General features: G+C 40.0%; 22 protein-coding genes. 12 read left to right on the top strand and 10 right to left on the bottom strand.

What is annotated here, in order from left to right:
• Positions 1 to 623: 623 nt before the first annotated feature.
• The 8 genes from ASJ81_RS07760 to ASJ81_RS07730 all read left to right on the top strand — a co-directional run bounded on the left by ASJ81_RS07760 (position 624) and on the right by ASJ81_RS07730 (position 6832).
• The gene (locus ASJ81_RS07760) at positions 624 to 1070 is read left to right on the top strand and encodes a DUF1269 domain-containing protein (protein ID WP_245859915.1); all 447 of its coding nucleotides are present in this window, start codon (positions 624 to 626) and stop codon (positions 1068 to 1070) included.
• A gap of 185 nt (positions 1071 to 1255) precedes the next feature.
• Positions 1256 to 1906, top strand: coding sequence for a sulfatase-like hydrolase/transferase (locus ASJ81_RS07755; protein ID WP_245859913.1), 651 nt, complete (start codon positions 1256 to 1258; stop codon positions 1904 to 1906).
• Positions 1907 to 2049: 143 nt separating this feature from the next.
• Positions 2050 to 3351 (top strand): anaerobic sulfatase maturase, encoded by a 1302-nt coding sequence (locus tag ASJ81_RS07750; protein ID WP_095643984.1) that lies wholly within the window; start codon positions 2050 to 2052, stop codon positions 3349 to 3351.
• Between the two features lie 263 nt (positions 3352 to 3614).
• The gene (locus tag ASJ81_RS07745; protein ID WP_095643983.1) at positions 3615 to 4175 is read left to right on the top strand and encodes a YqhA family protein; all 561 of its coding nucleotides are present in this window, start codon (positions 3615 to 3617) and stop codon (positions 4173 to 4175) included.
• Positions 4176 to 4398: 223 nt separating this feature from the next.
• The gene (locus ASJ81_RS07740; RefSeq protein ID WP_245859912.1) at positions 4399 to 5010 is read left to right on the top strand and encodes a matrixin family metalloprotease; all 612 of its coding nucleotides are present in this window, start codon (positions 4399 to 4401) and stop codon (positions 5008 to 5010) included.
• 59 nt (positions 5011 to 5069) lie between these two features.
• The gene (locus tag ASJ81_RS07735) at positions 5070 to 5549 is read left to right on the top strand and encodes a hypothetical protein (protein WP_245859910.1); all 480 of its coding nucleotides are present in this window, start codon (positions 5070 to 5072) and stop codon (positions 5547 to 5549) included.
• A gap of 22 nt (positions 5550 to 5571) precedes the next feature.
• Complete coding sequence (locus ASJ81_RS23635; protein WP_245859907.1) at positions 5572 to 5766, top strand: methyltransferase family protein; 195 nt, start codon at positions 5572 to 5574, stop codon at positions 5764 to 5766.
• 310 nt (positions 5767 to 6076) lie between these two features.
• Positions 6077 to 6832 (top strand): CPBP family intramembrane glutamic endopeptidase, encoded by a 756-nt coding sequence (locus tag ASJ81_RS07730; protein WP_095643982.1) that lies wholly within the window; start codon positions 6077 to 6079, stop codon positions 6830 to 6832.
• 251 nt (positions 6833 to 7083) lie between these two features.
• Here ASJ81_RS07730 and ASJ81_RS07725 read toward each other — a convergent pair whose 3' ends face one another.
• The 5 genes from ASJ81_RS07725 to ASJ81_RS23630 all read right to left on the bottom strand — a co-directional run bounded on the left by ASJ81_RS07725 (position 7084) and on the right by ASJ81_RS23630 (position 15257).
• Positions 7084 to 8601 carry an aminoacyl-histidine dipeptidase gene (locus ASJ81_RS07725; RefSeq protein WP_095643981.1) on the bottom strand — a complete coding sequence of 506 codons (1518 nt, stop codon included), beginning with the start codon at positions 8599 to 8601 and terminating at the stop codon, positions 7084 to 7086.
• Between the two features lie 972 nt (positions 8602 to 9573).
• Positions 9574 to 10017: a universal stress protein gene (locus tag ASJ81_RS07720; protein ID WP_095643980.1), complete on the bottom strand. Its 444-nt coding sequence runs from the start codon at positions 10015 to 10017 to the stop codon at positions 9574 to 9576.
• 737 nt (positions 10018 to 10754) lie between these two features.
• Positions 10755 to 12509, bottom strand: coding sequence for an MFS transporter (locus tag ASJ81_RS07715; protein WP_095643979.1), 1755 nt, complete (start codon positions 12507 to 12509; stop codon positions 10755 to 10757).
• Between the two features lie 352 nt (positions 12510 to 12861).
• Entirely contained in the window at positions 12862 to 14082 is a 1221-nt protein-coding gene (locus ASJ81_RS07710; RefSeq protein ID WP_095643978.1) for a hypothetical protein, read from the bottom strand.
• 479 nt (positions 14083 to 14561) lie between these two features.
• A complete protein-coding gene (locus ASJ81_RS23630; protein ID WP_095643977.1) occupies positions 14562 to 15257 on the bottom strand; it encodes a hypothetical protein in 696 nt (231 codons plus the stop codon).
• 595 nt (positions 15258 to 15852) lie between these two features.
• On the opposite strand from ASJ81_RS23630, the gene ASJ81_RS07700 reads away from it, so the two are divergent.
• The gene (locus ASJ81_RS07700) at positions 15853 to 16134 is read left to right on the top strand and encodes a DUF3795 domain-containing protein (protein WP_095643976.1); all 282 of its coding nucleotides are present in this window, start codon (positions 15853 to 15855) and stop codon (positions 16132 to 16134) included.
• Positions 16135 to 16251: 117 nt separating this feature from the next.
• On the opposite strand, the gene ASJ81_RS23625 is transcribed toward ASJ81_RS07700, so the two are convergent.
• The 4 genes from ASJ81_RS23625 to ASJ81_RS07685 form a co-directional block, all read right to left on the bottom strand.
• Positions 16252 to 16437 carry a pentapeptide repeat-containing protein gene (locus tag ASJ81_RS23625; protein WP_245859924.1) on the bottom strand — a complete coding sequence of 62 codons (186 nt, stop codon included), beginning with the start codon at positions 16435 to 16437 and terminating at the stop codon, positions 16252 to 16254.
• Positions 16365 to 17063 (bottom strand): pentapeptide repeat-containing protein, encoded by a 699-nt coding sequence (locus tag ASJ81_RS07695; RefSeq protein WP_141241619.1) that lies wholly within the window; start codon positions 17061 to 17063, stop codon positions 16365 to 16367. Before ASJ81_RS07695 ends, ASJ81_RS23625 begins: the two co-directional genes overlap by 73 nt.
• A 675-nt stretch (positions 17064 to 17738) precedes the next feature.
• Positions 17739 to 18167, bottom strand: coding sequence for a pyridoxamine 5'-phosphate oxidase family protein (locus ASJ81_RS07690; RefSeq protein ID WP_095643975.1), 429 nt, complete (start codon positions 18165 to 18167; stop codon positions 17739 to 17741).
• 217 nt (positions 18168 to 18384) lie between these two features.
• Positions 18385 to 20958 carry a PGF-pre-PGF domain-containing protein gene (locus tag ASJ81_RS07685; RefSeq protein WP_095643974.1) on the bottom strand — a complete coding sequence of 858 codons (2574 nt, stop codon included), beginning with the start codon at positions 20956 to 20958 and terminating at the stop codon, positions 18385 to 18387.
• Positions 20959 to 21381: 423 nt separating this feature from the next.
• Here ASJ81_RS07685 and ASJ81_RS07680 point away from each other — a divergent pair, with 423 nt between their 5' ends.
• The 3 genes from ASJ81_RS07680 (at position 21382) to ASJ81_RS07670 (ending at position 24587) form a co-directional block, all read left to right on the top strand.
• Complete coding sequence (locus ASJ81_RS07680) at positions 21382 to 21840, top strand: hypothetical protein (protein WP_245859905.1); 459 nt, start codon at positions 21382 to 21384, stop codon at positions 21838 to 21840.
• 553 nt (positions 21841 to 22393) lie between these two features.
• The gene (gene splB / locus ASJ81_RS07675) at positions 22394 to 23422 is read left to right on the top strand and encodes a spore photoproduct lyase (protein ID WP_095643973.1); all 1029 of its coding nucleotides are present in this window, start codon (positions 22394 to 22396) and stop codon (positions 23420 to 23422) included.
• Positions 23423 to 23738: 316 nt separating this feature from the next.
• Entirely contained in the window at positions 23739 to 24587 is an 849-nt protein-coding gene (locus ASJ81_RS07670) for a carotenoid biosynthesis protein (protein ID WP_245859903.1), read from the top strand.
• Between the two features lie 526 nt (positions 24588 to 25113).
• Here ASJ81_RS07670 and ASJ81_RS07660 read toward each other — a convergent pair.
• Positions 25114 to 25757: IS110 family transposase (locus tag ASJ81_RS07660; RefSeq protein ID WP_141241618.1), on the bottom strand; the 644-nt coding region annotated here is incomplete at its 5' end.

Below are 25757 nucleotides of genomic sequence, written 5' to 3'. Positions count from 1 at the left end.
AAGGTTCTATTGGGGAGTTGACAGTATAAAAATTGACATGTAGATTCCTGCAAGAGGTTTTCGTAAAGAGATATTCGACATATCTCAGCATCCGGGTTGAAATAGAGAATTCAAAAAACAATTTTAATCGATTTGCCTACCTCTGGACAGTCCAGTGTCATGTATACAACAAAATGTCATACAAAATCGATTGCCATTACTCGAAATAATTGAGTTCTTCAGAATTGATGCGGCACTGGTCTGTGAAAGGACATCAATACATGTGAAATATGCAAGATCACACTGTACGAAGAAAATCATACTGGTGGCTTTCTGCAACAAACTGGCTGCTCCCTGACCCTGCCACAAAAAGCTTGAGGGATTTAAGTCAGGTTTTTTCCCGACTATTGTGCTTCTGCATGTTAAGACAGCATAAAACATGTAATCCGGGATGAAGACAGGACTAACCCAGCTTTTTCAATACTTAAAAAACGATAATTGCGATTATGATTTCACCTCTATTAATGAACTGACGTGAAAACATAATAACCAGCAAATATGTCGCATAAAAGGAGGTTTGAACCATAGCAACATTAACAGTTCTGAAGTTTGAAACCGCTGACGGTGCTGAACAAGCTCTTGAGGTGATAGAAAATTTAAGCAAAGAGCAACTGATCAATCTGCATGATGCAGCCATAGTCACCTGGCCTGAGGGAAAAAAGAAACCGAAAACAAAACATTTGAGCGATTTAAAAGGTGCCGGAGCGTTAAGTGGAGCTTTTTGGGGTTTACTTTTTGGCCTGATCTTTTTTATTCCTATATTTGGTATGGTAGTTGGGGCAGCAATGGGTGCACTGATGGGTTCCATGTCTCATGTGGGTATTGATGAAAATTTTATAAAGTCAGTGCGCAGCAAAGTGACTGAAGGCACTTCAGCTCTCTTTTTGATGACCAGTGATGCCATAGAAGATAGAGTCGCAGATGCAATGAAACAGTTCAAGTTTGAAATCATTGCTACCAATTTGTCCAAAGAAGAAGAGAGAAAGCTGCATGAGACATTCGCCGAAGAAGAAGCAGCTCCGGCACGCTAAAATTTGATCGAAAAATGCTAATCTGGGAAACACGTGTTTCTAGAACTTAGTTTAAGCCAAGAACAAAAATTCAAGAAGAAAATAAGTGGGAATAAAATGAGTGGGGGTGCAGAGTAAATTCAGTTCCTCTCTACACCCTTATTTTTATAAATTTTTTAGAAAATCAAAAATTGATAGGGAGACAAATGCCGCTTAAAGAATACAAACCAGGAACCACTTTTCCAGGTGTAATCGGGCGCACATTTGACCAGTCTGAACCATCATGCCATGACCCGGATGTCAGACTCAGGGAAGAAAGCTCGTATGAAGAAAAGAAGCTCTATGCCCGCATGATGGAAGTCTTTGTCGGATTTCTGGAACACACCGATTACCATATAGACAGGTTGCTGCAGTTTCTAAAAGACATTGGCGAATTTGAAAACATCTTGATTATGGTTATTTCCGACAATGGTGCCAGTTCCGAAGGTGGTTCTACCGTACCGGTCAACGAGAATTTATTATTCAACAATGTGCCTGAGGGACAGCACCAACTGCGCTTCGAGTTTGAGGTGACAGGTAAGCCAGATGTTGCTAACGGTAAGGGTGCACCCGGAAAGGCTCAACTCTATATAGACGGGAAATTAGTCGGCCAGGCTGAGATCCCTGTAACTACTCCTCTTGTACTCGGGTTAACCAGCGGGGTTACCTGCGGCTCAGCTCACGGATCACCGGTTACACCTGATTACGAGCCTCCTTTTGAGTTCACAGGCAAGATCTACAGGGTGACCGTGGACGTGAGCGGCAAACTGATCGAGGACAAGGAAGCTGAAACACGCATGGTCATGGCACGGCAGTAAACGGAAACACATCCAAGGAGCCAGGGGACTGCCAGTTCTTCAGAAAGGGTGAGAATCATTACGAATAAAGCCTCCAGAACTGTTTTGTCGGGAGTGTGATGTACGTTGAGCCTGGTTATTTCGATGCAGGGGGGAAATACTGAATGACACAAAACTATCTGCCTCCCAGAATTCATTTGCTGGCCAAGCCTACGGGAGCGATCTGCAACCTTGCCTGCTCCTATTGTTTCTTCCTGGCTAAAGAAGCACTCTACTCGGGTAGCAGGTTCCGAATGTCAGATGAAGTTCTGGAAAACTATATCCAGCAGCTTATCACAGCCCACCGCAGCTCGCAGGTAACTGTTGCCTGGCAGGGAGGAGAACCCACACTTATGGGAATAGACTTTTATCAGCGTGCAATCAAACTGCAGGAAAAGTACAGAAAACCGGGTATGGTATTCGAAAACACAATGCAGACAAACGGCACGCTTCTGGACGATGAATGGTGCCGGTTTTTTAAGGAAAACAATTTTCTCATAGGGATCAGCATCGACGGTCCTCGTGAACTGCACAATGCATATCGGGTGGACAAAAAAGGAGAGGGGACTTTTGACCGGGTCATGCAAGGGCTTCGCCTGTTGCAAAAACATGATGTGAAATACAACGTCCTGACAACAGTCAACCGAGTTAACGCTGACTATCCACTGGAAGTCTATCGCTTCCTGCGGGATGAAGCCGGAACAGACTGGATTCAGTTTATTCCGGTTGTAGAGCGAATCAATGAGGAAGGGCATACTCTTTACCAGAGAGGAAAAACGGTCTCAGACCGTTCAGTACAGCCTGAACAGCTTGGAAGTTTTCTGAGTCTTATTTTCGACGAGTGGGTTAGAAACGATGTGGGGAAAATATTCGTGCAGACTTTTGAAGCTTCCGCTCGCAAATGGCTTGGTCTGCCTTCAGGCATGTGCGTTTTTGAAGAAACATGCGGTATAGGGCTTGTTCTGGAGCATAATGGGGATCTTTACTCATGTGACCATTTTGTGGAACCTGAATACCTTTTAGGGAATATAATGAAAAAAGAAATAAGCGAGCTTGCCGCAGCGGAAAAGCAGTACAGGTTCGGACAGGATAAACGTGACTCTTTGCCTCATGTATGCCGTGAATGCAAGGTGCTCTTTGCCTGCCAGGGAGAGTGCCCAAAGAACCGTTTTCTGACCACTTCTGCCGGAGAAAACGGCCTGAACTATCTTTGTAAGGGCTGGAAAGCTTTCTTTCAGCACATTGATTTTCCGATGCAGATAATGACAGGTTTAATTCGCAGGGGTTATCCGGCTTTGGAAGTTATGAGAGTTATGGTTCTGGAAGATGCTTTTTCCCAGGCAGGGCGCAATGATCCCTGTCCCTGCGGTAGTGGACGAAAGTTTAAACGCTGTCATGGCACAAGAAAAAAAGAAAGAAGTATTTGAAAGAAGGAGCCTGAAACAGATAAAGCAGAGAGTTCAGCTGCAGCCCGGACCTGTAGTTTGATTTTGAAAGAAGTAAAGCTGAGAGTAAAAGAAAAAATTCATAGTTTAGTAACATAAAAATTCGTAGTTTTTTCTATTTAATTTCAGAAGGCTGTTTAAAAGCGCTAATTCAAGATATCAACCAATCTATTTGGGGGGTTAAGAATGGAAGAAAAGAAACCAATTATCCTGCTCATCTGGAGAAAGCAAGAAGGAGTCTGCCATTGAAAGTTGTAAGGTTTATTGCAGGAATGCGTTTTTTCGTATTGATTCCGGTGATAGGATTGGCGATTGCTGCATGTGTTTTATTCATTAAAGGCGGCATAGATATTATTCATTTCATGGGAGAACTCATTATCGGAATGTCAGAAGAAGGGCCAGAAAAAAGTATTATTGTTGAAATTGTGGAAACTGTCCACCTCTTCTTAGTCGGTACAGTGCTTTTCCTTACATCTTTCGGGTTATACCAGTTGTTTATACAGCCGCTTCCTTTACCTGAATGGGTGAAAGTAAACAATATTGAAGAACTAGAATTAAACCTTGTAGGGCTTACTGTGGTCGTACTGGGGGTCAACTTCCTGAGTATTATCTTTGAACCTCAAGAGACAGATTTAGCAATATATGGAATAGGCTATGCTTTACCCATCGCAGCTCTTGCTTACTTTATGAAAGTGCGTTCACATATTAGAAAAGGAAGTAATGATGAGGAAGAAATGAGAAACATAGGTGAAGTGACTTCTGTAAACAGCGAATCAAACTGGCTAATAAACAAAAAGGGAGACTGAAAAAGGGAGACTGAAGTCAGATCGACTATTTCACGTTCTTCTTTGCAGATTGTTCTTTATGTGTCTGTATAAATCAACAATTGCTTTTAAGTGCATTTTGTTCATAATATTGTATTAAGTTTTCAGGATCACTTAACTAATAGTATGGAGGCAGATTTATATTACCCGAAACAGTATGTCTGGAGTAAGATTGCTCTTTTTACTGCTGTTGATGGTACTTATTTTGCCCGTAGACCCGGCAGCTTCGGAGTTTAATTATCCAAGAATCTTAGACCATCCCTGGGATCATTCTCCTATCACTGTATATATAGATAACAAAAGTGTTCCTCCACATTATAGTCCTACTTATTACACACAGGTACAAAAAGCTCTGAATTACTGGGCAGAAGGAGGAAATGGAAAACTGGATTATACTCCCGTTTTTGAAATTGTGGATTCCGAAAAAGCTGACATCAGGATAAGATGGGTTGAAAACCTGCAGAAAGACCAGGGTGTTCCTCCTGAAGTTGCAGGTGCTACAGTTCCATTGATCGTCAACGGGCGATATATACGCGCAGATATAATGCTCGGAGTTGGATATTCTCAGTGGGGGGAATGGATCCCTTATAGTGATACTGCAATGCTTGCCATTGCAAAACATGAATTGGGGCATGCCCTGGGTTTGAATCACAGCAACGACAAGCAGGATATTATGTATCCAACCAACGAGCAGATAGATAATGCAAACCCTATCCTGGATAAGTACGGTTCGTTTTTGCTTTTTGCAGTTTACGCCGTTCTTGCTATTGCCGTTTTTCTCTCTGTAAGCTACGTATTAGGACGTATTGCCAAATAAAAGCTTATCCTAAAAATAATTACCAACTGCAACTTCCACAATAGAGGGGAGTTAATTAAATGAATACTGCTGAAACAACCACTTCTAACCTAAAAATAAAAACTTTGCTTGGCTTTGTAGAGCTTATTGTCATTCTGGGGTTGTTCCTTTTTGCTCCTGCAGGTTCATTAAATTTTTGGCAAGCGTGGGTTTATTCAATTATATACGTCGCATCATCAGTGACAATTACTTTTTATTTATGGAGAACAAACCCTGAACTTCTGGCTCGTAGGGTTAATGCGGGACCAGGCGCTGAAAAAGAAAAGACGCAGAAGATTACACATTTTTTTGTTATCTTATTATTTATTGCCATTCTCGTTATTTCCGCGTTTGACCATCGTTTTGGTTGGTCGCATGTTCCGTTCTACATTGTCATCCTGGGCGACATTCTTGTGATTCTGGGATTTTTTTTACTCTTTCTCGTCTTCAGAGAAAATGCCTTTGCATCCGCAATCATTGAAGTAACAGCCGATCAAAATAATAACAACCGGACCGTATAGTATAGTCCGGCATCCACTGTATGTGAGTGGTCTCATTATAATGTTAGGCACTCCTCTCGCGCTTGGATCGTGGCGTAGCTTACTTGTATTTATTCCCCTTACGCTGGTAATTATCTGGAGACTTATTGATGAAGAGAAGTTTCTATCCAAAAATCTGCCAGGCTATGAAGAATACTGCCAAAAAGTTCGTTATAGATTAATTCCATTTTTGTGGTAAATATTGTCATCAGTTGTAGTCAACTCAATAATCATTGGTTGACTATTTTTATTGGTAATTCATTTATGCTTTATGTTGTCGGCTTTCTACCGGTAGCGAATTACAGATTAAAGTTGATAATTAAATTGGACGTTGTGCAATTTCTGAGACTCAGGTATCCACTTGTCGGATTTTAGATGAAGCGCCACCCTCCTGATCGAACCCCGTCTCTGGTGAATATTTTACTCCGGCAATAGTGTTAGTAATAGCCCTGATGAAAGTAACAAAACTCCAATAAAGATATTGTCAAATCAAATTGGGGAAAACAAAGATGAATGTATCACGAAAACCCTGGCCAATTTCACTTGGGATCTTTACAATCTGGCTGATTGTTGTTGTAGGAGGAGGACTGCTGCAGGTTAAAGGCCAGCCTACTCAACTTGATGAACTGGTTAAAAGTCAGCTTATTTATGGAGTGCTTGCTGCAATAATCTTTTTGTCCGGAACAATTACCTATTTTAACTGGTGGAATAAGATTGGATGGAAAGGCCCTAATAGTTCACGGAATTTGCGCCTTTTATCATTACCGGCTCTGTTCCTTTTCATCATGCTACTGATAGTTTTATTTACAGGCCTGCCGTCAACCCGGGTACTCTTAATTGTAATTATAAACACCTTGATGGTAGGTATCAGCGAAGAGTTAATGTTTCGGGGTGTATTGTTTTATGGCGTCTCTTCATCATTTGGGATCTGGCGTGCAGCATGGATCACAGCAGCTATTTTCGGTTCGGTTCATACGTTAAACAGCTTAATAACCGGAGACTTTAGTGCAAGCGCATTCCAGGCTTTTTTTGCAGGTATGTTTGGAGTCTGGGCAGTAGCCTTGCGGGTTCGCCTCGATACAGTCATTCCATTAATCATCATTCACTGGCTATGGGATTGTCTGGCATTTCTTGCAGGTTCCTCGGAAAGGCTAGGGCTGGTATTGTTATTCTTTTCTTTTATTTTATTATTTTATGGCATCTGGTTATTACGAGGCTTTCGATCAACCGTTGCGCCGGTTAATCAAAACCGTTGCGCCAGTTAATCAAAACCGTTGCGCCGGTTTATCACGCCTATAGGGTTTGGGGATAAGGTACTCAAACTTAAACGTTTCTTGGGGTTTTCACTCAAGCCTTTTTTGAAAAGGCTTGTGACCACACTGTCATGATGTTTTTGAGTTAGCAGTGCTTTTCGCTCAAGCCTTTTTTTAAAAGGCTTGTGGGCAAGCAGTTTTTTTAAAAGGCTTTAGTTTCAAGTACAGGTGGATACCTGCCCATGCTGGATGAAAGGACCTTATCAATAAGTTTTAAACAGGTTTTCCAGGAATGTCCAGACTTTCTCAATAGAAGGAATGAAGATTTTTTCCGAAGGAGAATGTGCATCTTTGATCGTCGGTCCAAAAGAAATCATTTCCATACCTTCATGCACCGAGCCGATTATTCCGCATTCAAGTCCTGCGTGAATTACTTCAACCTCAGGTTCTTTCCCAAAAGTTTCGGTATAAACTTGCTTGCATTTTAAGAGTAGTTCAGATTTCAGGTCAGGTTCCCAGGCAGGATATTTGGGTTCATGTTCAACCCATGCGCCTGCGAGTTTTGCGATGTTTTCTACTTTTTTACTAATTTTCTCCAGTCTGAGATTGTTTGAACTGCGCTGGCTTGATACAATTATCACTTCGTTTTCAACTGTCCGCACCGTTGCAAGATTGTTTGAGGTTTCGACGAGTCCCTGAATAGTTTCCGACATCCTGTAAACCCCATGAGGTAGCCCCAGAATCAGTTTTTCAAGTTTTTCTTCGGTCTCTGGTGAAAAGACCCTAATACAAGGCACTTCCTCTCTACGTATCTTATCTTCTGCAACTTCAAAGATTATTTCTCTATTAATTTCTTCAAGACTCAAAATAAGTCCAGGATCAGTTTTTGCATATTCAGCTTTAAACGCGTGCCTGAGATCTGATACGGTTTTTTCGGCCTTTTCGCGTTTTTCCCTGTGAAGTGCAACAAAGGCTTCTGCAGTACTGGGAATTGCATTATGGACGCTTCCTCCGTTCATCAGGACAAGCCTTATATTTTCTGTCCCAAGCTTTTTCCGGAGTTCGGTCAGTGCCAGGAAGAGCAGCTGTATCCCGTTTGCGCGCTGTTTGTTGATTTCAACTCCGGAATGTCCACCTTCCAGACCTTCAACCGAGAGTCTGAAAAACCTGAATAAATCTTCTTTTTTGAAGTCAAATTCTTCCCACTCAACAGGAAGTGTAATTAACGAATTCTGCCCGCCTGCACACCCTATTATAAAAATACCTTCATCCTCGGAGTCAAGGTTCAGAAGTATTTTTCCTTCAAAAAAGCCAGTATCAAGTCCTCTTGCTCCTGTTAAGCCTGTTTCCTCGTCCACCGTAAAAAGCAGCTCAAGTGGAGGATGCCCGATTTCTCCTTTCTCCCCTGCTTCTGCCAGCACCAGCCCAAGTGCAAGGGCAATTCCATCATCCGCACCTATGGAAGTTCCATCTCCCCGCATCCAGTCCCCGTCGCAAATGCATCTTATAGGGTCTCTGGAAAAGTCGTGTCCGGAATCCTTACATTTCTCGCAGACCATATCCATATGCCCCTGCAGAATAAATGTGGTAGAGTTCTCATATCCGGCTGTTGCAGGAACTTTGATAAGTACATTGTTTAAAGAATCGGTTTTTGTCTCAAAACCTCTGGACCGACTCCACTCCTGTAGCCAGGTTGAAATCTGTTCTTCATGCTTTGAACGTCTCGGGATTTTATTGATTTCTTCGAAGACTTCGAGGATTTGTTGAGTTTTCGGGTGCATAGGAATCAGTTTTTAGTTTTTTATAGGGATTTAGTATAGGGTTCTTTCCAGGGTTGTCTTCAGGAATTCTTGATTGTGATCAAGGTTATTATTAGGGCTATCAAGGTGCTATTTGTTAGTTTACGGATTCACATATTTTTATAATTTATTGAAAACTGTCATGCAATTTAAATAATATACCCAAATTATACTTATTCAGTTTTAGTTTTCAGATTATATTGAGTTATTGCTTTACACTTTGGTCAAAGTTTCAAATTTTAAGGCTTGATGAGTATAATGACTCAGTACCAAAATCCAGTGATGAACGTAGAATTAAAAATCACTAGATTTTGAAAATGGACACAATCCTTTGAATACATCCTCTTGATTGAAGTCTTTAGATATCGAATAGTGAGTTTATAGAAGAAAGAATTCTTCCCGCAAATTCAGTGTTTCAATCGAAAAATGCAAAAATCACTGGATTTTGGACCAGAGTCAGTATAATACAGTAATTATCAACATTTCGATACAAAAAAGTGGTCAACGAAAAATAAATTAAGGCTATGAATGTCTTAAATTGACTTAAAATCAATTAAGGAACTGGATTATGAGGATCAGTTGCTGAAAACTGTAAAAAGGGTAATTCTCAGTCTGATAAGAAAAGTGCTTTCACTTTTTTGTCAGATTTGAGTGATGAACTTACTACCCTTTAGCTCTGTCTTTTCATTTGTTATTCGGTTTTAAAAATCCTAAACGGTATATTTTTATAAAAATATTTTAAATTAAAAGTTATGTAAAAATCTTCCAATTTATAATACACTAAATGTTTTTAAATAGATATAATAGAGTCGAGTTTGTGGTGTTGCATCAATCTTCGAAGACCTTACTAATCTGAGTATTTACAACCGATTCGACACTTCATTTTGCTGTTAACGCGATACCGGGTTTAAGTTGAGCCTAACGTAAACAAGTTTCTAGAGGACTAATGCCTTCTTATTTTCTACTTTTTATAGCCAATACCGGGCAATCAGCAGTTCTTATTACCTCATCGGCAACGCTACCTAACAAAAACCTTTCAATACCACTTTTCCCCTGCGTTCCGACAACAATCAGATCAACAGCTTTTTGTTCTGCAAATTCGGTGATTACACGGGCTGGCCTGCCAGATAGTATAAAGGTTTCCAGATTCACACCCTGTGCACTTTCTTTTACCCGATTAACTGCTTTTTCTCCCTCATCTCTGATTCTTCTGTAAAGATCCTCTGCAATTGGAACTTCAATTGCAGATTTCATCAGGCTCTCGTCCATTACATAGACAGCGTAGACTGTGGACCCGCATGCGCGGGCAATTTTTACTGCTTCTTCAACCGCAGACTTATTTTTTTCAGATCCATCAGTCGCGATCAGTATTTTTTCGAATAACTTTGAATTAGTCATAAACTATTTCCTGCTGGCTAGTTGCCGCTTAATCTTGATTTGCTGTTAGAATTAAAAAGAAGGGAATCAAGATAAAAATTGCGGAATAAGCCTATCCCAGGACTAATATTAAATTTATAATTTAAGTATTATGTTGACTCAGTACCAAAATCTAGTGATGAATGTAAAACTCAAAATCACTAGATTTTATAAATGGTCACCATCCATGTAATACAACTTAGTGATTCAAGTCTTTAGATAGCGAATATCGATTTTGATAAAAACTGGATTCTTCTTGCTAATTAAGACTTTCTATCAAAAATGCAAAAATCACTGGATTTTGGAACAGAGTCATTATGTTATTCCGTGAAACTGATGATGCTCTATGGAAGTTTATAAAACCCTATTTACCTCCATAGAAACCACATACAGGAAGGTCACGTGCTGATATAAGAAGTAAATGTAATGGTGTTTTGTACGTAGTTATTACAGCCAAAATTGCAAAATGTAATCAAATAGAGTAATAAAGTCTAATATGCCAATAAAAAAGAAATCAAAGAAAAAGAAACGAGGATGACCAATAAAGGTAGATTATCAAGAATATAAAAAAAGGAATAGTAAAAAGGTTCTTTAGCTGGATAGAGTCATGCAAGAAAGTGTTTTCAAGATAGAGATAAAAGAAATATCTTACTATGGAATTGTAATCTTAGCAGTAATAATGAGGTTAAGTGAAATTTCGGGATAGCCTCTTTCTCATATCATTTCCGCCCTTCTATTAGGTTTTCACTGGTTTCCTCATTAATCATGTGCGTTGGCCCGCGCATTGCTGACAGAACCGTAGCAATGATAGAGAGGATTGCGCCTATATAAAAAGACAAATGTAGGGAAGGCATAAACGCCTGTGCGAGAGTAGTAGGGAACCAGGTCGTTCCTGTCAGAATACTTATAGTCTCCGGGCTGATTGTAGCGGTGACTGACTGCGGTATTCCAGCAAGAATAGTACTGACCGGATTATATCCCAGAAACGCTGCAAATAATGCACCTGTAGGGGGAATCTCACTCATTGGAACAATGAGATTTGAAGCGCCGACATCTTTCAGTGATCGTGCGAGTTCCTCAGGAAACAGTCTTGTCAGGCTGACAATAACAATTGTAAAGAACATAGCCATGGAAGTAACCATCCCACTGTTCTGCAACATTGCTCTCATTCCAGATGCAACACCTCGCTCGTCAGATGGCACGGAGTTCATAATGGCTGCGATGTTAGGTGCACCGAACATGCCATTTCCCAGGCCCATAATAAAAAGAGCAACGGCAAAAATCGGGTAATTGAAATTATATGGCAGCGTAGCCAGTATCAGGAATGAAATGGTAGTAAGGAGTAGACCTGACGTCGCGAACAAACGGGAACCGTATTTGTCAGAAAGCCAGCCCGAAAGTGGTCCCATAATTACAAAGCCAGCAGTTAAAGGCAACATGAAAATTCCTCCCCAGAGGGGTGTTGACTCATAACTATATCCATGTAGAGGCAGCCAGATACCCTGAAGCAGCATGATTAGCATGAACATCATACCACCGCGGGCTATCGCATTCAAAAACCCAGCTATATTCGCAAAGGAAAACATTCGGTTCTTAAAAAGGCTTAGTCGAAACATCGGATCCTCTACACGGCTTTCTATTATTGGGAATAAAATTAAAAGAACAATACCGATAAATAGAGATGCGATTACCCATGGATCTCGCCATCCCATAGGGTCCCGCTTGTATGGAAGCAGTGCATATGTAATACCGATCAAAAAGATTGTAAGGCCACCTAAAAACGCCAGATTTCCCCATACATCTATTTTCTTGGTTTTTTCAGGTAAATTCGTCTCTTTAAGCTTAATGTAAGCCCACACAGTACCCAGGACTCCAACTGGAACGCTTACCAGAAATACGTATCGCCAGTGATAGAAAGCAAGTATGCCTCCAAGGATAAGTCCAATAAACTGGCCTGAGAGAAACGCCACCATGTTCAATCCCAGTGCTTTGCCCCGTTCATTTTCTGGGAAGGCATCGGTAAGAATCGCTGCGCTATTGGAGTAAGTAAATGACGCACCAACAGCCTGAACAAGTCGGAAAACGATAATTTCGATTGCTCCGGCATCGCCCGTATCAGGAGTAAGATAAAGCAGGATTGAACCAAACGTAAAGATCGCAAATCCGACATTATAAAGCCGAACTCTTCCATACATATCCGAGAGTCGACCGAAACTAAGCAGAAGCGTAGCAGTGACCAGGTTATACCCCATAAGCACCCAAATAAGATACTGGAATGAGGTCAGAGGGTTAATATTGATACCATCGAAAATCGCGGGCAGCGAAATGAGAATAATGCTCCCGTTAACTGATACCATGAACATCTCGATGGTTGTAATCGAAAGCACGATCCATTTATAGTCAATGCCTTTATGCTGTAAGTTTGCTGGGTTTTTTACACCGCGTTTCCCTGCCAGTAATGAAATAATTCTCATAATCACTACTCCATTTTGATGTATTAATCAAAACGCCGGAAGTGAGTTCCGAATTATATAAGGAAGCACAAAGAAGTTCTGCTACTCGATATTCTCAGTAACTAGCCCCACAACCTTTTATGAATCCCCTATCCTGAGATTATCCTGAGATTAAACCCACAAGAGTGAGCATTTTTTATATCCTGCAAGATAAGCACAACCAGTATTTAGACTTCAAAACTGCATTCCCGTATAAGGATAGGCAGATAGTACGCTAAAAAATCGATATTAATAAAAAGAAAGTTAACAGAAATATTAATCTGTTAACTCTCTGTGAAAGAACCCGGACCGAACATTTGGTATCAGTAAGAGCTTATTTATTACCAGCATCATTCGCCTTTAACTGGTAAAAGTGATACTCGTACGGCTGCCAGGTATCTTTGATGGTTCCGTCAGTGACAGTCAGGGTTCTGTTCTCCCATAAGACATCATACGTTCCGTTTGGCACGCCGGCAATTGTTGCATTATTTGCCGTACAATCTGCTTCAGTAAAATCGAGCATACTTGATGATGCAACTAACCTTCTACCGTCCGCATCGGTAAACATGTAGGCTGTAACTGCAGAAATTGTGCCACCTGGATCTGAATTAATACTTCTCGTGCCGCTAGTTACGTTTGTTGTCAGAAGCATCCGGTCGCCGTTCATAATCCAGGGCCAGACCTGTTCATACTTTGGCTTAAAATCGGCCCATCCAGCATAGTTTGGAGTATCGGCTGCATACTTATAAGCATATGAGAAAACCCCCTGCGCTCCACCTAAAATTCCCATCACAATCTGGCTTTGATGACGGTCAGCCACTTTTTGCTCAGTATCCAGATCCGGATCGGAAGCATTTACCTCAATAGCCTGACCAAAGGCTTCTGTTGTTACATATACTGTTCTTCCTGCTTTTTTCCAGTCAGGAGCATGGGCAATGAGATTTCCATATACCCAGGCATGCGGGCGTTCAGGATGAAACTTCGTGTAGGTAGTAAAGTAACAAACGTCAAGGCCTGGAATAAATTCCTCATCATCGATATTGGCCATATCGCCCAGATAATCTCCAGCAACAGCATTGGGGAAGTATTTCTTCATAGCTGTGCGCATGGTGATAAGTGTTGAAGGACTTCCTTCCTCGTCAGGGAAATAGACACCATAAAAATCATTGTCTGTAACTCCCATATCCTTGACTGATTTCCAGAAACTCTCAGAAACCATCTGAGGGCCGCTAGTAGCTACTAAATATTTTGAAATTCCAAGCTCTTTGCCTTTGTTTATGTTATCAACAAACTGCTGTGGCGTTATAGAAGTTTTCCATCCGAGATGAACAAGCGTAGCGTTATCTTCTAAAAATTGAGTGCCAGTTTCCCATCCCATCATCCCATAAGCAGGGGCTATACCACGCGGATAAGGAAATTCATTACCGGTTAAGGAATCATTCTGCGAAGCATTTTGTTCGCTGGACGCGAACGCAGCCGATGAACCTAGAATTAGAAAACAAATCAGGACTGCTGAAGTGAAAAACATTAAGTATAAACTATCTTTATTTTTCATCTATTTCCATCCCCCATTCCCTATTTGGTCGTGTATGTAAGTTATCCAGTGATTAACTATAAAATTAGATGATATTTATAACTGCAGGTGTATGCTCTATCGATCACAAACATATTTGAAAAGTTAATGTCATGTTGTAAAAAGTATAATGGCATGCTGTAAAAACAGATCATTCCCAGCTATTCGATTAATGCTGTTTTTAACGAATACTTTTAAAGAATTATTAAAAGATGCTACGTGGTAATTATGCTGTTTTTAATGAATTATTAAAAGATACTACCTGGTAATGCAGGCATTTAGACACGATCTCTGCATTGGAAATAATAAAATTCTATTTTTGATGAAAAAAGAGGATACAGAAAAGTCAAAGTTTAAGGAACGATAGGTACGTTGCTTATTAACATGACACAAATATCTCTCTTCTGACCCTTAATCCTCAGTTCAACAAACTCTATTTCAGAATGCAGTCAGTTCTCAGTTTACTTTTTTCTGAGCTTCCAACCACTGTATAGACAAACCAGGCTCCCTAATAATTCGAAACCTGGAGTTGAGTTAACCTTACTCGATTTATTTCCATTCGAGTCGTTTATATTAGAAGTACTATCATTAACGGAGTTTTCATCTGTCTCAGTCAAGCCTGGAGATTCAAAATCATCCAGAGTTAAATCATTTTCACGCATGAACACAACAGGAACTTCCTTAACTCCCATACTGCTTGCTTTTGAGTCAATAATCTGATAGTATTCATCCAATAAAGGCTTATCAATTTCCGAAGTATTGTTAACAGTTATCTCTATAACACCATCAAAGGTTATACCAGAAGTCACAATAGGGCCAAGTGGATCAAAATACTTCGAATTTTCCTGGTTTTGCATAAAACTTGCAGTATATAATTTGTCCAGTATGTTACCAAGGGTGTCAATCCATTGATATCTCTCCTCCGAAGTTGTAAAAGCGGGCATGCTTCCATATGCAGCAACACAATTCGGGTCATTTTTCAGTTTATCCAGAGTTTCCGGGCCAAAGGTAAGCTCCACAGCTATGTTTTCTTGTGTAGTCTCACTTTCTGGTGTAGTCTCATTTTCTTGTGCACTTACTACCGAAACTAACAAAATGACTGCAAGTAATGTTGTTGCAAATACTGCACCTATTCCAAGTTTTTTCTTTATTGTCATCTACTCTTTACCTCTTTTCTTTTACTCAAGAGGCAGGGATAAACAAACCCTAAGTACTCTCAAAGTTATCATTTCTCGCCTCTGTATATTGGTTTCAAATTTAGTTTGACAGACATATTTGAACTCTGTATATTACTTTCAAGGCATTTTTTATAAACTTTCTGTGCAAACTATCGAATTATACTACTTTACAACTATTTTTAATTATACAATTGAATAACATCTATCTCGTCTTTTTGTTTTATGTCATTTCACGGTATTATAGCGACTTCTAAAATTAATAAATTTTAAGAAGATGACCCCATCAGGTGCTTGAGACTAAAATCTAAAATTAATAAAGATTTGCTGCCTTTTCTGATAACACTTTGAAGTATTAATCTGAAAAAATAATTTTTGAAATAGAAGAATACTTTCAACTTACTTGGCAAAGTACTATAAATTTTAGGCAACTTTTGGAATTAAAGGTGAATACAATGTAATGAGCTTCAAAAGACTAACTAAATGTACTCAATGCTTTGAATAACCTAAAACAGTTACTTACCTTAAATCTCAAAATTTGTTTATATTTTATAAAATTGTTTACGGAAGGTATATAATGACTTGTGTATGTGGAGCAAATTGTGACGACTGCCTTCATTTGAATAGCGGATGCGCTGGTTGTGATTCTATTGAAGGCAAGGTTTATTGGGCCCAGTATATCTGTGCTGATGTCTGCCCTATTTACAAATGCGTTAAGGAAAAAGGTTATCAAAATTGCGGCGATTGTTCTCAAATTCCCTGCGAACTTTGGGTTTCTTTAAAGGACCCTTCCTTGAGTGAAGAGGAGCAGCAAAAATCAATTCAAGGCAGACTTCTCGTACTGAAAGAACTAAAGTGAACTTCAGATTGAACTTAAACTCATAAGAAGCATCATAAAAGGAGTCGATAAACAAAAAAAGTTGATGTAACCACTTGAAAGTTTCAGTGTTATTCTTAAACCGTTTTTTACTGATTTTCAAGCGGTAACATATAACTCATTAAATAGTGTAAAATTTTCTTCATCTAATTTTGCATTATGAAGGGTTTTTACTTTAGAGAGCTGGTCAAATGATAAGTTTTTCACATTATTTAGTTTAGCTTCCTGAAGGTTTGCTTCCTGAAGGTTAGCTTCCTGAAGGTTAGCTTCCTGAGCTGGGCAAATGATAAGTTTTTCACATTATTTAGTTTAGCTTCCTGAAGGTTAGCTTCCTGAAGGTTAGCTTCCTGAAGGTTAGCTTCCTGAAGGTTAGCTTCTTGGAGGTCAGACTTTTGAAGATCAGCTACATAAAGATCAGCTGCCTGGAGGTTAGCCCCGCGAAGATTAGCTCCATAAAGATTAGCTCCCTGGAAGTTAACACCTTGAAGATTAGCTCCTTGAAGGTTAGCCAAATGGAGATTGGACAACTGAAGGTTTGCTCCTTGAAGGTTAGCCCCGCGAAGATCAGCCCTTGTAAGGTTAATTCCTTGAAGATCAGCTCCTTGAAGATTAGCCCCTTGAAGATTAGCGCCTACACCCTCTAAAAGGTAAGAATTTGAAAGGTCGGCTCCTTGAAGGTTAGCCTCCTGTAAGTTTGCCTCCTGAAGGTTAGCCCCACGAAGGTCAGCCCCGCGAAGATCAGCTCTATAAAGGTTAGCCCCGCGAAGATCAGCCTGTGTAAGATTAGCTTTTATGAGATAAGCTTCCTGAAGGTTAGCTCCTTGAAAGTTAGCCCATATAAGATTATTTCTTTCGAGATGAGCACCTGGAAGGTTAACTCCTTTATAATTTTTCCTCTCTATAATGTTCATACGTAATAATTGGTGTTCCATAAAAATAAATATTACTATTCTAGGAAAAAACTTTCCGTTCTCCGAGGTTTATTATCCAGAGTACTTGTTTACAGGTCCATTGTTTTCCAAAAAAGTAAAATTTTCAACACGGATTTTACTTTCGTTTATATGCTCGTACAGCAGGTTGACCCAGCAGTGCCAGAAACGATGGAAAGAACGCATTAAAGTAAAAATATTTCCTAAAGCTAACAACGGCGTTTTGTGCTCCGAAAAAGATATTATTTTATGCACGTAAGGATTATTTAGATAGTAATATATAAGAGGTGTTTTGAATGTGTTGTTCTTATCTTATAACAATAGCTCTTAGTTCCGGAAATGAATCCCATACATGCGATGTTTCCCCAAAAAAAGGTAAGTTACCTGCCGAAGTAATATCGAAATACTGCAAAGGCGACTACGAAAATTGTCAAAGATTCATGTACCGTTCACGTTTGATGGAGTAATATTGGACAAAATATGAAAAAATAGATTTTGAGAGCTGATTCAAAACTCAAAATCCTACTATTTTATGAATTTAAAACAATTGTTTGAGCTTTTGATCCTGATGAATGACCCTGAAACATACACATACTCAGAAAGAATTAGATTGGTTTTACGACGGCTCATTAATTAAAAATATTTCTGGAGAATATTTCAATCGCCGAATTTGATGAACTTTTTAGGCTCGAAGTTAGTTTCCATTGTCCAGAAGTATGCTTCACCTTTAGCAATGCGGAAAATTATAAGTCCCGGATGATCAAATGTCAGACCAAACTCTTTAAGAAATGGCCTGTCCTCCAGGACTTTCTTCTTAAGCTCCGGATCATCTACAAACTCTATATTACCTGCAACTCTCATCATTTTTCCTGTTGCTTCACCGGGTTGCCAGAAACATGCCTCTACTTTTGGGTTTGTCTGAAGTTGCTTGTATATATCTTTCATAGCTCCGATTTGAAAGTAAAATCCACTTCTGTCGGCGAACCAGAACCCAAGTGCCCTAACTCGAGGTTGATATCCTTCTACTGTTGCCAGATAGCAAACAGGTGTTTCATTTGCAAATTTAATGCATTCATTAAAATCCATGTTAACTTCCTCCAAATGAATGTTAATTCTTAACTTTATTATATTTTAAATCAATTATTTCAAAGTAATAAGTGATCAGTCCCGAAAATGAATGTTATGTTTCCGTTAAAAAATACTGGTAGAAAGGCAGATTTAAACTGATTACTGAGGTAAATCTGCCCATCTGTCAAATTTGATTAGGGACTTTATACCATCTGCTTCTTACTTTCTTATCTTCTTATCTTTTTTTGTACAAGAACAAGCTAAGTAGGCAGAAGATACAGGAAGATATTTCAAAACCAGGCACTTTTGCATTTTCTTTTCCGGATGTTTTTGAGCTTTGATTTTGCTCAGGTGTTTGTTCTACACTTGTTGCCTCACTTCCAGTAGTAGATTTATTTTGATTGTCCACAGATGAGTGCGTTTTGTTCCCGGCCAAAGGCTTCGTTTCAGTTCCATTTGCTTGAGCTTTTCCTGTTATTGCAAAGAACGAGAATCCCGTTGTTTCTGCCGTGAAGTACAGGTAGTTAGCATCCTCTTTTAAGCATTTCACAGGTAGCTGTGACCATTTTTTGTCGCTGTACCTGTTGAGTGTAATTGAATTCTGGTCGATCTTCTTATCCTGCAGCCAGGACTTTTCAACCTTGAAGCACACTACAGGGTTTCCAATGTTCTTTTCGCTTGCAAATCCGCTGTTTCCTACCCAGAGATTGAAGTACTTATAAACCTCACCCGAGTCCAGTACTGAAGTAAGAGTGGATTTTGCTTTGAGCTGTTCGGCAATGGTTGTGATCTTACCTGCAGTCTTCTTTGCATCAAAGCTAACATACACAACGCAGGTTGCATTGTTTGTAAAATCAAATACTACAGGCTTTCCGTTTGTAACCTGTGCCTTTGAAAGTTCCTTGACCTGGACATTAGTTTGAGGTTCAGGGGAACCGCCACCTCCACCGCCTCCACTCTTGTGGCTATGTCCATCATCATCGTCATCGTCTGAACTGCTTTTTTGCGTGACAGTTATTGTAATAGGTTTTGCCACGGAAGTGCCATTTTCATTTATTGCAGTTAAGCTAACAGGATAGGTTCCGGGGTCAGTGAACACACAAATAATGATCGGGTCCGTAGAATCTACAGTTCCGTCATTCCTGATATCCCAGTTCCTTGAGGTTGCGTTTTGTGACAGGTCGGTAAGCAGGACCCAAAGAGGAGCATAGCCGCTTGTTACATTGGCACTGAAGTTTGCAACCGGAGCATTCGGATCAGTAACAACTATGTAACCCGGCTTTGTCAGTGTACTATTCCCTACGTTGTTTCCCACAGTCAGACTGATTGTATAATTTCCCGGTTTCGTAAACTTGTTAACTGCAACCGAATCTTTTGAGTTGGTACCGTCACCGAAATCCCAATACCAGGATGTAGGTGCACCAGAGCTGGTATCAGCGAATAACACCGTTAGAGGTGCTGTTCCAGAGGTAACATTAGTCGAGAAATTTACCACTGGTGCTTGTGGAGGAGTTACAGTAATATAATTAGATTTCGTTACCGTACTATTGCCTGCTCCATTTGCAACTGTTAAAGTAATGTTATATACCCCTGGGTTTGGAAACGTGCGGGTTGCATTCGTGGCATGCTTTGAATTGATACCATCACCGAAATCCCAATACCAGGAAGTAGGTACCCCACCAGTGCTAATATCAGTAAATTGCACAACTAAAGGTATAGTTCCAGAAGTTACGTTGGCGGTAAATTCAGCTACTGGTGGCAAGGTGTTTGTGGCAGAAAGATCACTCATATAGATGCCATTATCATTGGCAACACCCACACCATAGTTATCTCCTATTCCCCATACAATCGTACTATTGTAGATATCAGGTGTCGTGTAAGTCCCTATTGGGTAAATATATACTGGAGTGCTTTTTGCGGAAGGAATATCATAAACGTATACACCCGCATAACCAAATTGGTCATTGCCAGATTTTGAATATACGATTTTGTCCCTGTTTATGTCAATATGAGTACCGGTATCGTCTCCAGCATCAGTATACGAACCTGCATATTCAGGTAAGGTATTACCTGTATTATCACTGGTAACATCTATCGTGTTTTTAGTAACAAGGTCATACATTTGAATAAATCCGTCTCTGGAATAGAAGTTTGACCATATCACTTTATTACCATACATATGTGGACTAAATACCTGACTAGCATGATATACATTTATGGGCACCGTAGTATTAATATCATAAACAGCAATATTTCGCCCGTTCTCATCATCATAACCATATGTTATTTTGGTATCGTATATGTCTGGACTCTCACCACTTGCAATTCTGGTCTGTGTTGAAGTCGAGATGTCTCTCATATACACATTGTAATTGTAACTTGATTCGTTGTAGTTTGCACTCCAAACGATTCTATTGCCATAAATAGCAGGAATACTGCGGTTGTCTACATCCTGTGTGATATACGAACGATCACTTGAAGGTATGTCATAAACCGTTAGTCTTGGCACTCCACTGCTTTCATCATGCCAAACTAATTTGTCTCCGTAAATAGCTGGCTGAGATGCTGCAGAAGAGCTAACTGTGGTATCTGTTTTCGATGTCAAGTCATAAACATGAATAACACCGCTGTCTGTCCATACAACTTTGCTGCCATAAATAGCAGGATCGGATCCGTTACCGATCCTCGTCACCTGTGTCGCTACCTGTGACGCTGACGCCACGGATGAAATAAAAATTAAAATCAAAAACACAAAAACTAAGGCTGTTGAAGCTAAAGTTATTGAATGCGGTTTTCTATAATTTTTCATTTATTTTCCTTCACCACTCAACATTTAAAAAATATCAATACTTACTACATTCTAATATTTTTTAAACATTCTCTTTGAGTTTTAAACTGTAAGTGGTTGAATACTTGAAGGCTGGATACTCGAAATAGGACAATAAGTTAGAGTTATCGAAAACAAAACTGCTAATTTAAGTTTATTTGAATTAAAAATGAAAAAATGACCAGTAACTGATAGTTGAAATTAAATAATTGCAAATAATGCCTACCTGGTATAGACCTATCCGGAAAGCGATAACCGGATACTGAAAAAGGAAGTAGTTTCCAATATTCGCTCTTCTTCTTTTCCCCTATTTTGCCAATGATTAGCAATGTTGATGTAGGTTTTCAGTATTATATCTACTTGTGGGGATTATGTGGAGAAAAAATCATACATATAGCATTTGCTTTGATTTTTCTCATAAACTTTACATCAATAGCAAATGCCGGCAAAAAAATTGAAATCGTTAATGCGAGTACACCAGCGATCTATGGTGATAATCTTGTGTATGTAAGGTCAAAATCGGTTGACGGCCAGTATGCCTATTATCAACATGATCAGTATAACAGTTTGTACTTATACAACCTTAGCACCAGTGAAGAAATTCAGCTAACTCTGTATGAGCATGCAACCTACGGTGCTTCTATTTACGGGGATAAGATTGTATGGAGCCGGTCAAATCAGGTAAATCCAGGCGGATATAGTACAAATATTTCCATATACGACATACCCACAAAAAGAGTAAGTGACATCAGCAGAATTGGTAGAGCAGGTGATGGCAAAATTTACGAAAACATTGTTGTGTGGGTAGAACACAAAAATGGATTAATGAATATAATGGATGTCTATATAACTGGAAGGTTCTGAGCTAATTGGTAGTTACAAATATTTCTCATTTTCTTATTTTAATCTTCAACAAAAATCTTGAATTGCAATTAAATTGGTAGCGTTGACATTTTACACGTTATGATATATTCTTGCGATAAACATGGGGAAATTGTTAATACTTAGAGCAAGAAAATTCTATAATCAACACACGTTTGATGGGGTGATAAAAAGGTTCAGGCTCCTACAGCCCTTAACCTGACTGTTTTTCTATTTTTGTTTTTTTCCTTTGCTGTTTTCGTGAATTGACCTGGAAAAAGTATCATTGTTGAAATTTAAGAATAATCGACACTAAAGTAAAATCGACACTAAAGTAAAATCGACACTAAAGTAAAAGCCTATCCGAAAAATCAACAACAGCATATTGTAAAAGTTGGCCGTTTCCTAATATTCGGTTGATATCATTTACAAAATGAGTTTGGCACTTCTCAGCGTTTTTTGCTGCAGCTGTAAAATTCGCACTGCGGAAGCGATGAGGTAAGGAACAGATTTTCAAAAGATACTACAAGGATATGATTCGAAGGAGGTGTTAATGATGAAACCATTTTCACCAGACAGGGTGATTTTTGAACCCAGATCCCTGGACTATCCCCTTGGACGAAAAATTCAAGACTATTTTGAGGGTACCTCTACTGAAATCATAAAAGTGCCCATTAAAAAGATATCCTCTATCATTCCGGGAAGCACCGAGGGACAGAGATATGCAAGTGGCAAGAAAACCCTTGTTGTCACAGTTAAGAAAAGCTTGAAATTTGACGTATGCAAACCTTCCGCAGATTTTGAATTCTCGCTGGTGGCCGGCTGCCCGGCAAGCTGCGAATACTGTTACCTGTATACCACGCAGAGCAGCAAACCCTATCTCAGGACCTATGTAAACCTGGATGAGATCTTCGATTCCATCAAAAAGCATATCTTCCGCAGCGGCGATCGGCTGACTACTTTTGAGGTGGCAAGCGCGGGCGACCTTCTAGCTATCGAACACATCACAGGCAGCCTTGCGAGGACGATCGAGTTTTTCGGAACCCTGGACAAGGCCAGGCTGCGGGTCGTAACAAAGTTCAACAACGTAGACTCCCTGCTCGGCCTGAAGCACAACGGCCGGACTCGCTTCCGCGTAAGTATCAACTCCAGGTACGTCATAGAGAACTTCGAACACAACACAGCCAGCCTCGACGAAAGGATCGAAGCCGCTTCAAAGCTTGCTGCAGCAGGATATCCCATCGGCTTTATAGTAGCTCCCATCATGATTTATGACCGCTGGAAGGAGGATTACCTTGAACTCTTTGAAAAGCTCCGCAGCCGGCTTGATGCGGTCAAATCAACCGAAACCGTCACCTTCGAGCTCATCCAGCACAGGTTCACCCCCGCCGCAAAGAAGGTCATACTGGAACGTTTCCCTAACACCCGCCTGGATATGGACGAGAGCAAACGCACCCTGAAATGGGGAAAGTTCGGCAGGTACAAATATATCTACCCAAGGAAGGACGCGGTAGAAATCAGGGAATATCTCACCTCGCTGATTGGAGAGAAGTTTCCGGATGCCAGGATTGAGTATTTCACTTAATAAATGGGGGAAATTTCTAACGTGACTTATTTGCGTTAATGTCATTTAATATTCAAGGATTGCACAACTGGGGCAAAGGTGATGGATTTAAGATTACTTACGAAGGTTTTCGTGGGTTTGAATACTACCCATCGCACTAAAATTATGGGATATAACAATTAAAAAGTGTACGCGGTTTTGTAGAGATAACCACAACCGTATTTTTAAAAGTTTTCTTAAAACAGTATCTTTTATAAAAAAGTTTAAATGAAATTAAAATTTATGCGATCAAATATTTTCGCAAGTTTTTTAAGCCGTCATTCAGTATCTAATACGCATGCCCTTGCCAAATCTATACTTTCTCGCCTTCGAGATTCTGGTTTTAGTGCTCTTTCTGGCCTGTCTACAAAATGCATGGCAGCGAGGTTCTTCGGTAGCCTGGCAGCTTTTTGCGGGTGTGCTCTTCGGTTTGCTGCTGGAATGGGCTACGATCCAGCAGCTCGACGCTTACAAGTACGGAAGTTTTCTTGTAATGCTCGGGCCTGTTCCTGTGGTCGTTGGGGTGGCCTGGGGAACTATCATCTATAGCGTTCGTTCCTTTTCCGATAAAACCAGCCTTCCGGAATGGGCACGGCCTGTGCTCGACGGGCTGATGGGCCTGAATATGGACCTTTCCATGGATGCAATAGCCATCCGCCTGGGCATGTGGGATTGGGGAAAAGGGTTCGATTATCAGTACTTCGGTGTTCCTTACAACAACTTCTGGGCATGGTTCTGGGTTGTGTTTTCATTTTCAGCAAGCCTTCGATTGCTATCAAAGCTACCTGGTTTCTGGGGTCGCTGGTTCTCCCCTGCAGGAGCTATAATTTGCGGCACTACAGGCGTGCTTATTACCAACGAGCTCATTACCAACATTCCCAATGACCTGATACATTATGCTACTATCCTTGCAGTCTTAGTAAGTGCTCTGCTATTGATTCTGGCATTACGCCCAGAAATCTCGATCCGATCCCAGGCTGCGTTTGTCTTTCTTGTGCCTCTCGGATTTCATGCCTATTTCCTGAATAGCAGGATTAGTTTCAAACGTCATCCTGGACCCGCCTTTTTTGCTAGTGGTAAGTATAGTTATGAGCATAATAGCACTTGGGCTTCATCGAGATGCTCTAAATTACTGGTATCGGTCTAATAGAGAAAGCAAAACAGAGAAAGCAGGTAATTGACTACCGACTAAACCCCAGAAACCAGATTTTCTCATGTTTTAACCCTCTCTAAATTCTCCAAACTCTCTAAAACGTGGCTGTTGAGGGTGAAAGATTTATCAATTTTGGCGTTCTGCTTCATGTAATGTAAAGTTTCCTTCGAAAACCCTAACTTTTTCCAATCAGAATATGAAATGTTCAGGATTTTTTGCCTGATTTCACGGAAATCAACCGTCCGAACTCCAACATCAGGGCTAACAAATCCAGGATTTTATTTCAGTCGAATACCCCGCTAGCTTGCTGCGGGGATGGAAACTTCCCCGGTAACCGTTGATAATAATAAAATTTCTCAATTCCATTTTCGATTACTAACTTCTGCTCACACTAAATTGTTTAGGGTTATTATTTCCTTTAACGGAATTTTGAGCGGTGGCGCGAACATACCCCGTTGCTTGCAGCGGGGTGCGCCAGCGCAACTTTGATTTAGCATGAAAGTACATGAGGATATCTTCCTCACGTGCTCTCTTCACCTTCTTTTTCCATTATCGCAAATATTTCACTAATTATTTTTATTCGTTCATCAACTGAGAATATTTCTGTCTCAACAATCTTCCTATTTTGAATTTCTCCTTTTTTATATCCAGTTCCATCTTCGTACATCTCATCGTTTACGATAAGATGCCATATTATCGTTGCAATTTTCCTTGCCAAGGCAATAATTGCCTTGGAATGCCCAATTGACTTCTTTTTCCTGTTAAAAAACTCTTTTAACTTACTGTTATTCTTTCTTGCCGCTGCTTGAGAAATCTGCGTAAGAATCCATCTTGCTCCCTTTGATCCTCTCTTTGTGATTCTTCCGTTGTGGTATTTATCTGCAGATTGATACACATTAGGAACCAGACCAAGCCAGGAAGCAAGCTTATCTCCAGAAGAAAAATCCTTGAAATTGCCTATTTCAGCAAGTAAAATTGCCGCACCAAGTTCTCCTATACCTGGAACTGACATTAAAATCTCCATTTCTCGCTTATGCTTTTTATAAGCATAATTGAAAATTTCTTTCTCTAAAGCTTCGATCTCATCATCAATACTCTTTATGAGTTTCAGACAGATCTGAAGTCTGAATGCAGCACTTTGAGAGATTTCTCGATCAAGAATTT

This window comes from Methanosarcina spelaei (genome assembly GCF_002287235.1).
GTDB lineage: Archaea > Halobacteriota > Methanosarcinia > Methanosarcinales > Methanosarcinaceae > Methanosarcina > Methanosarcina spelaei.
This window is presented reverse-complemented; position numbering and strand designations above follow the sequence as displayed.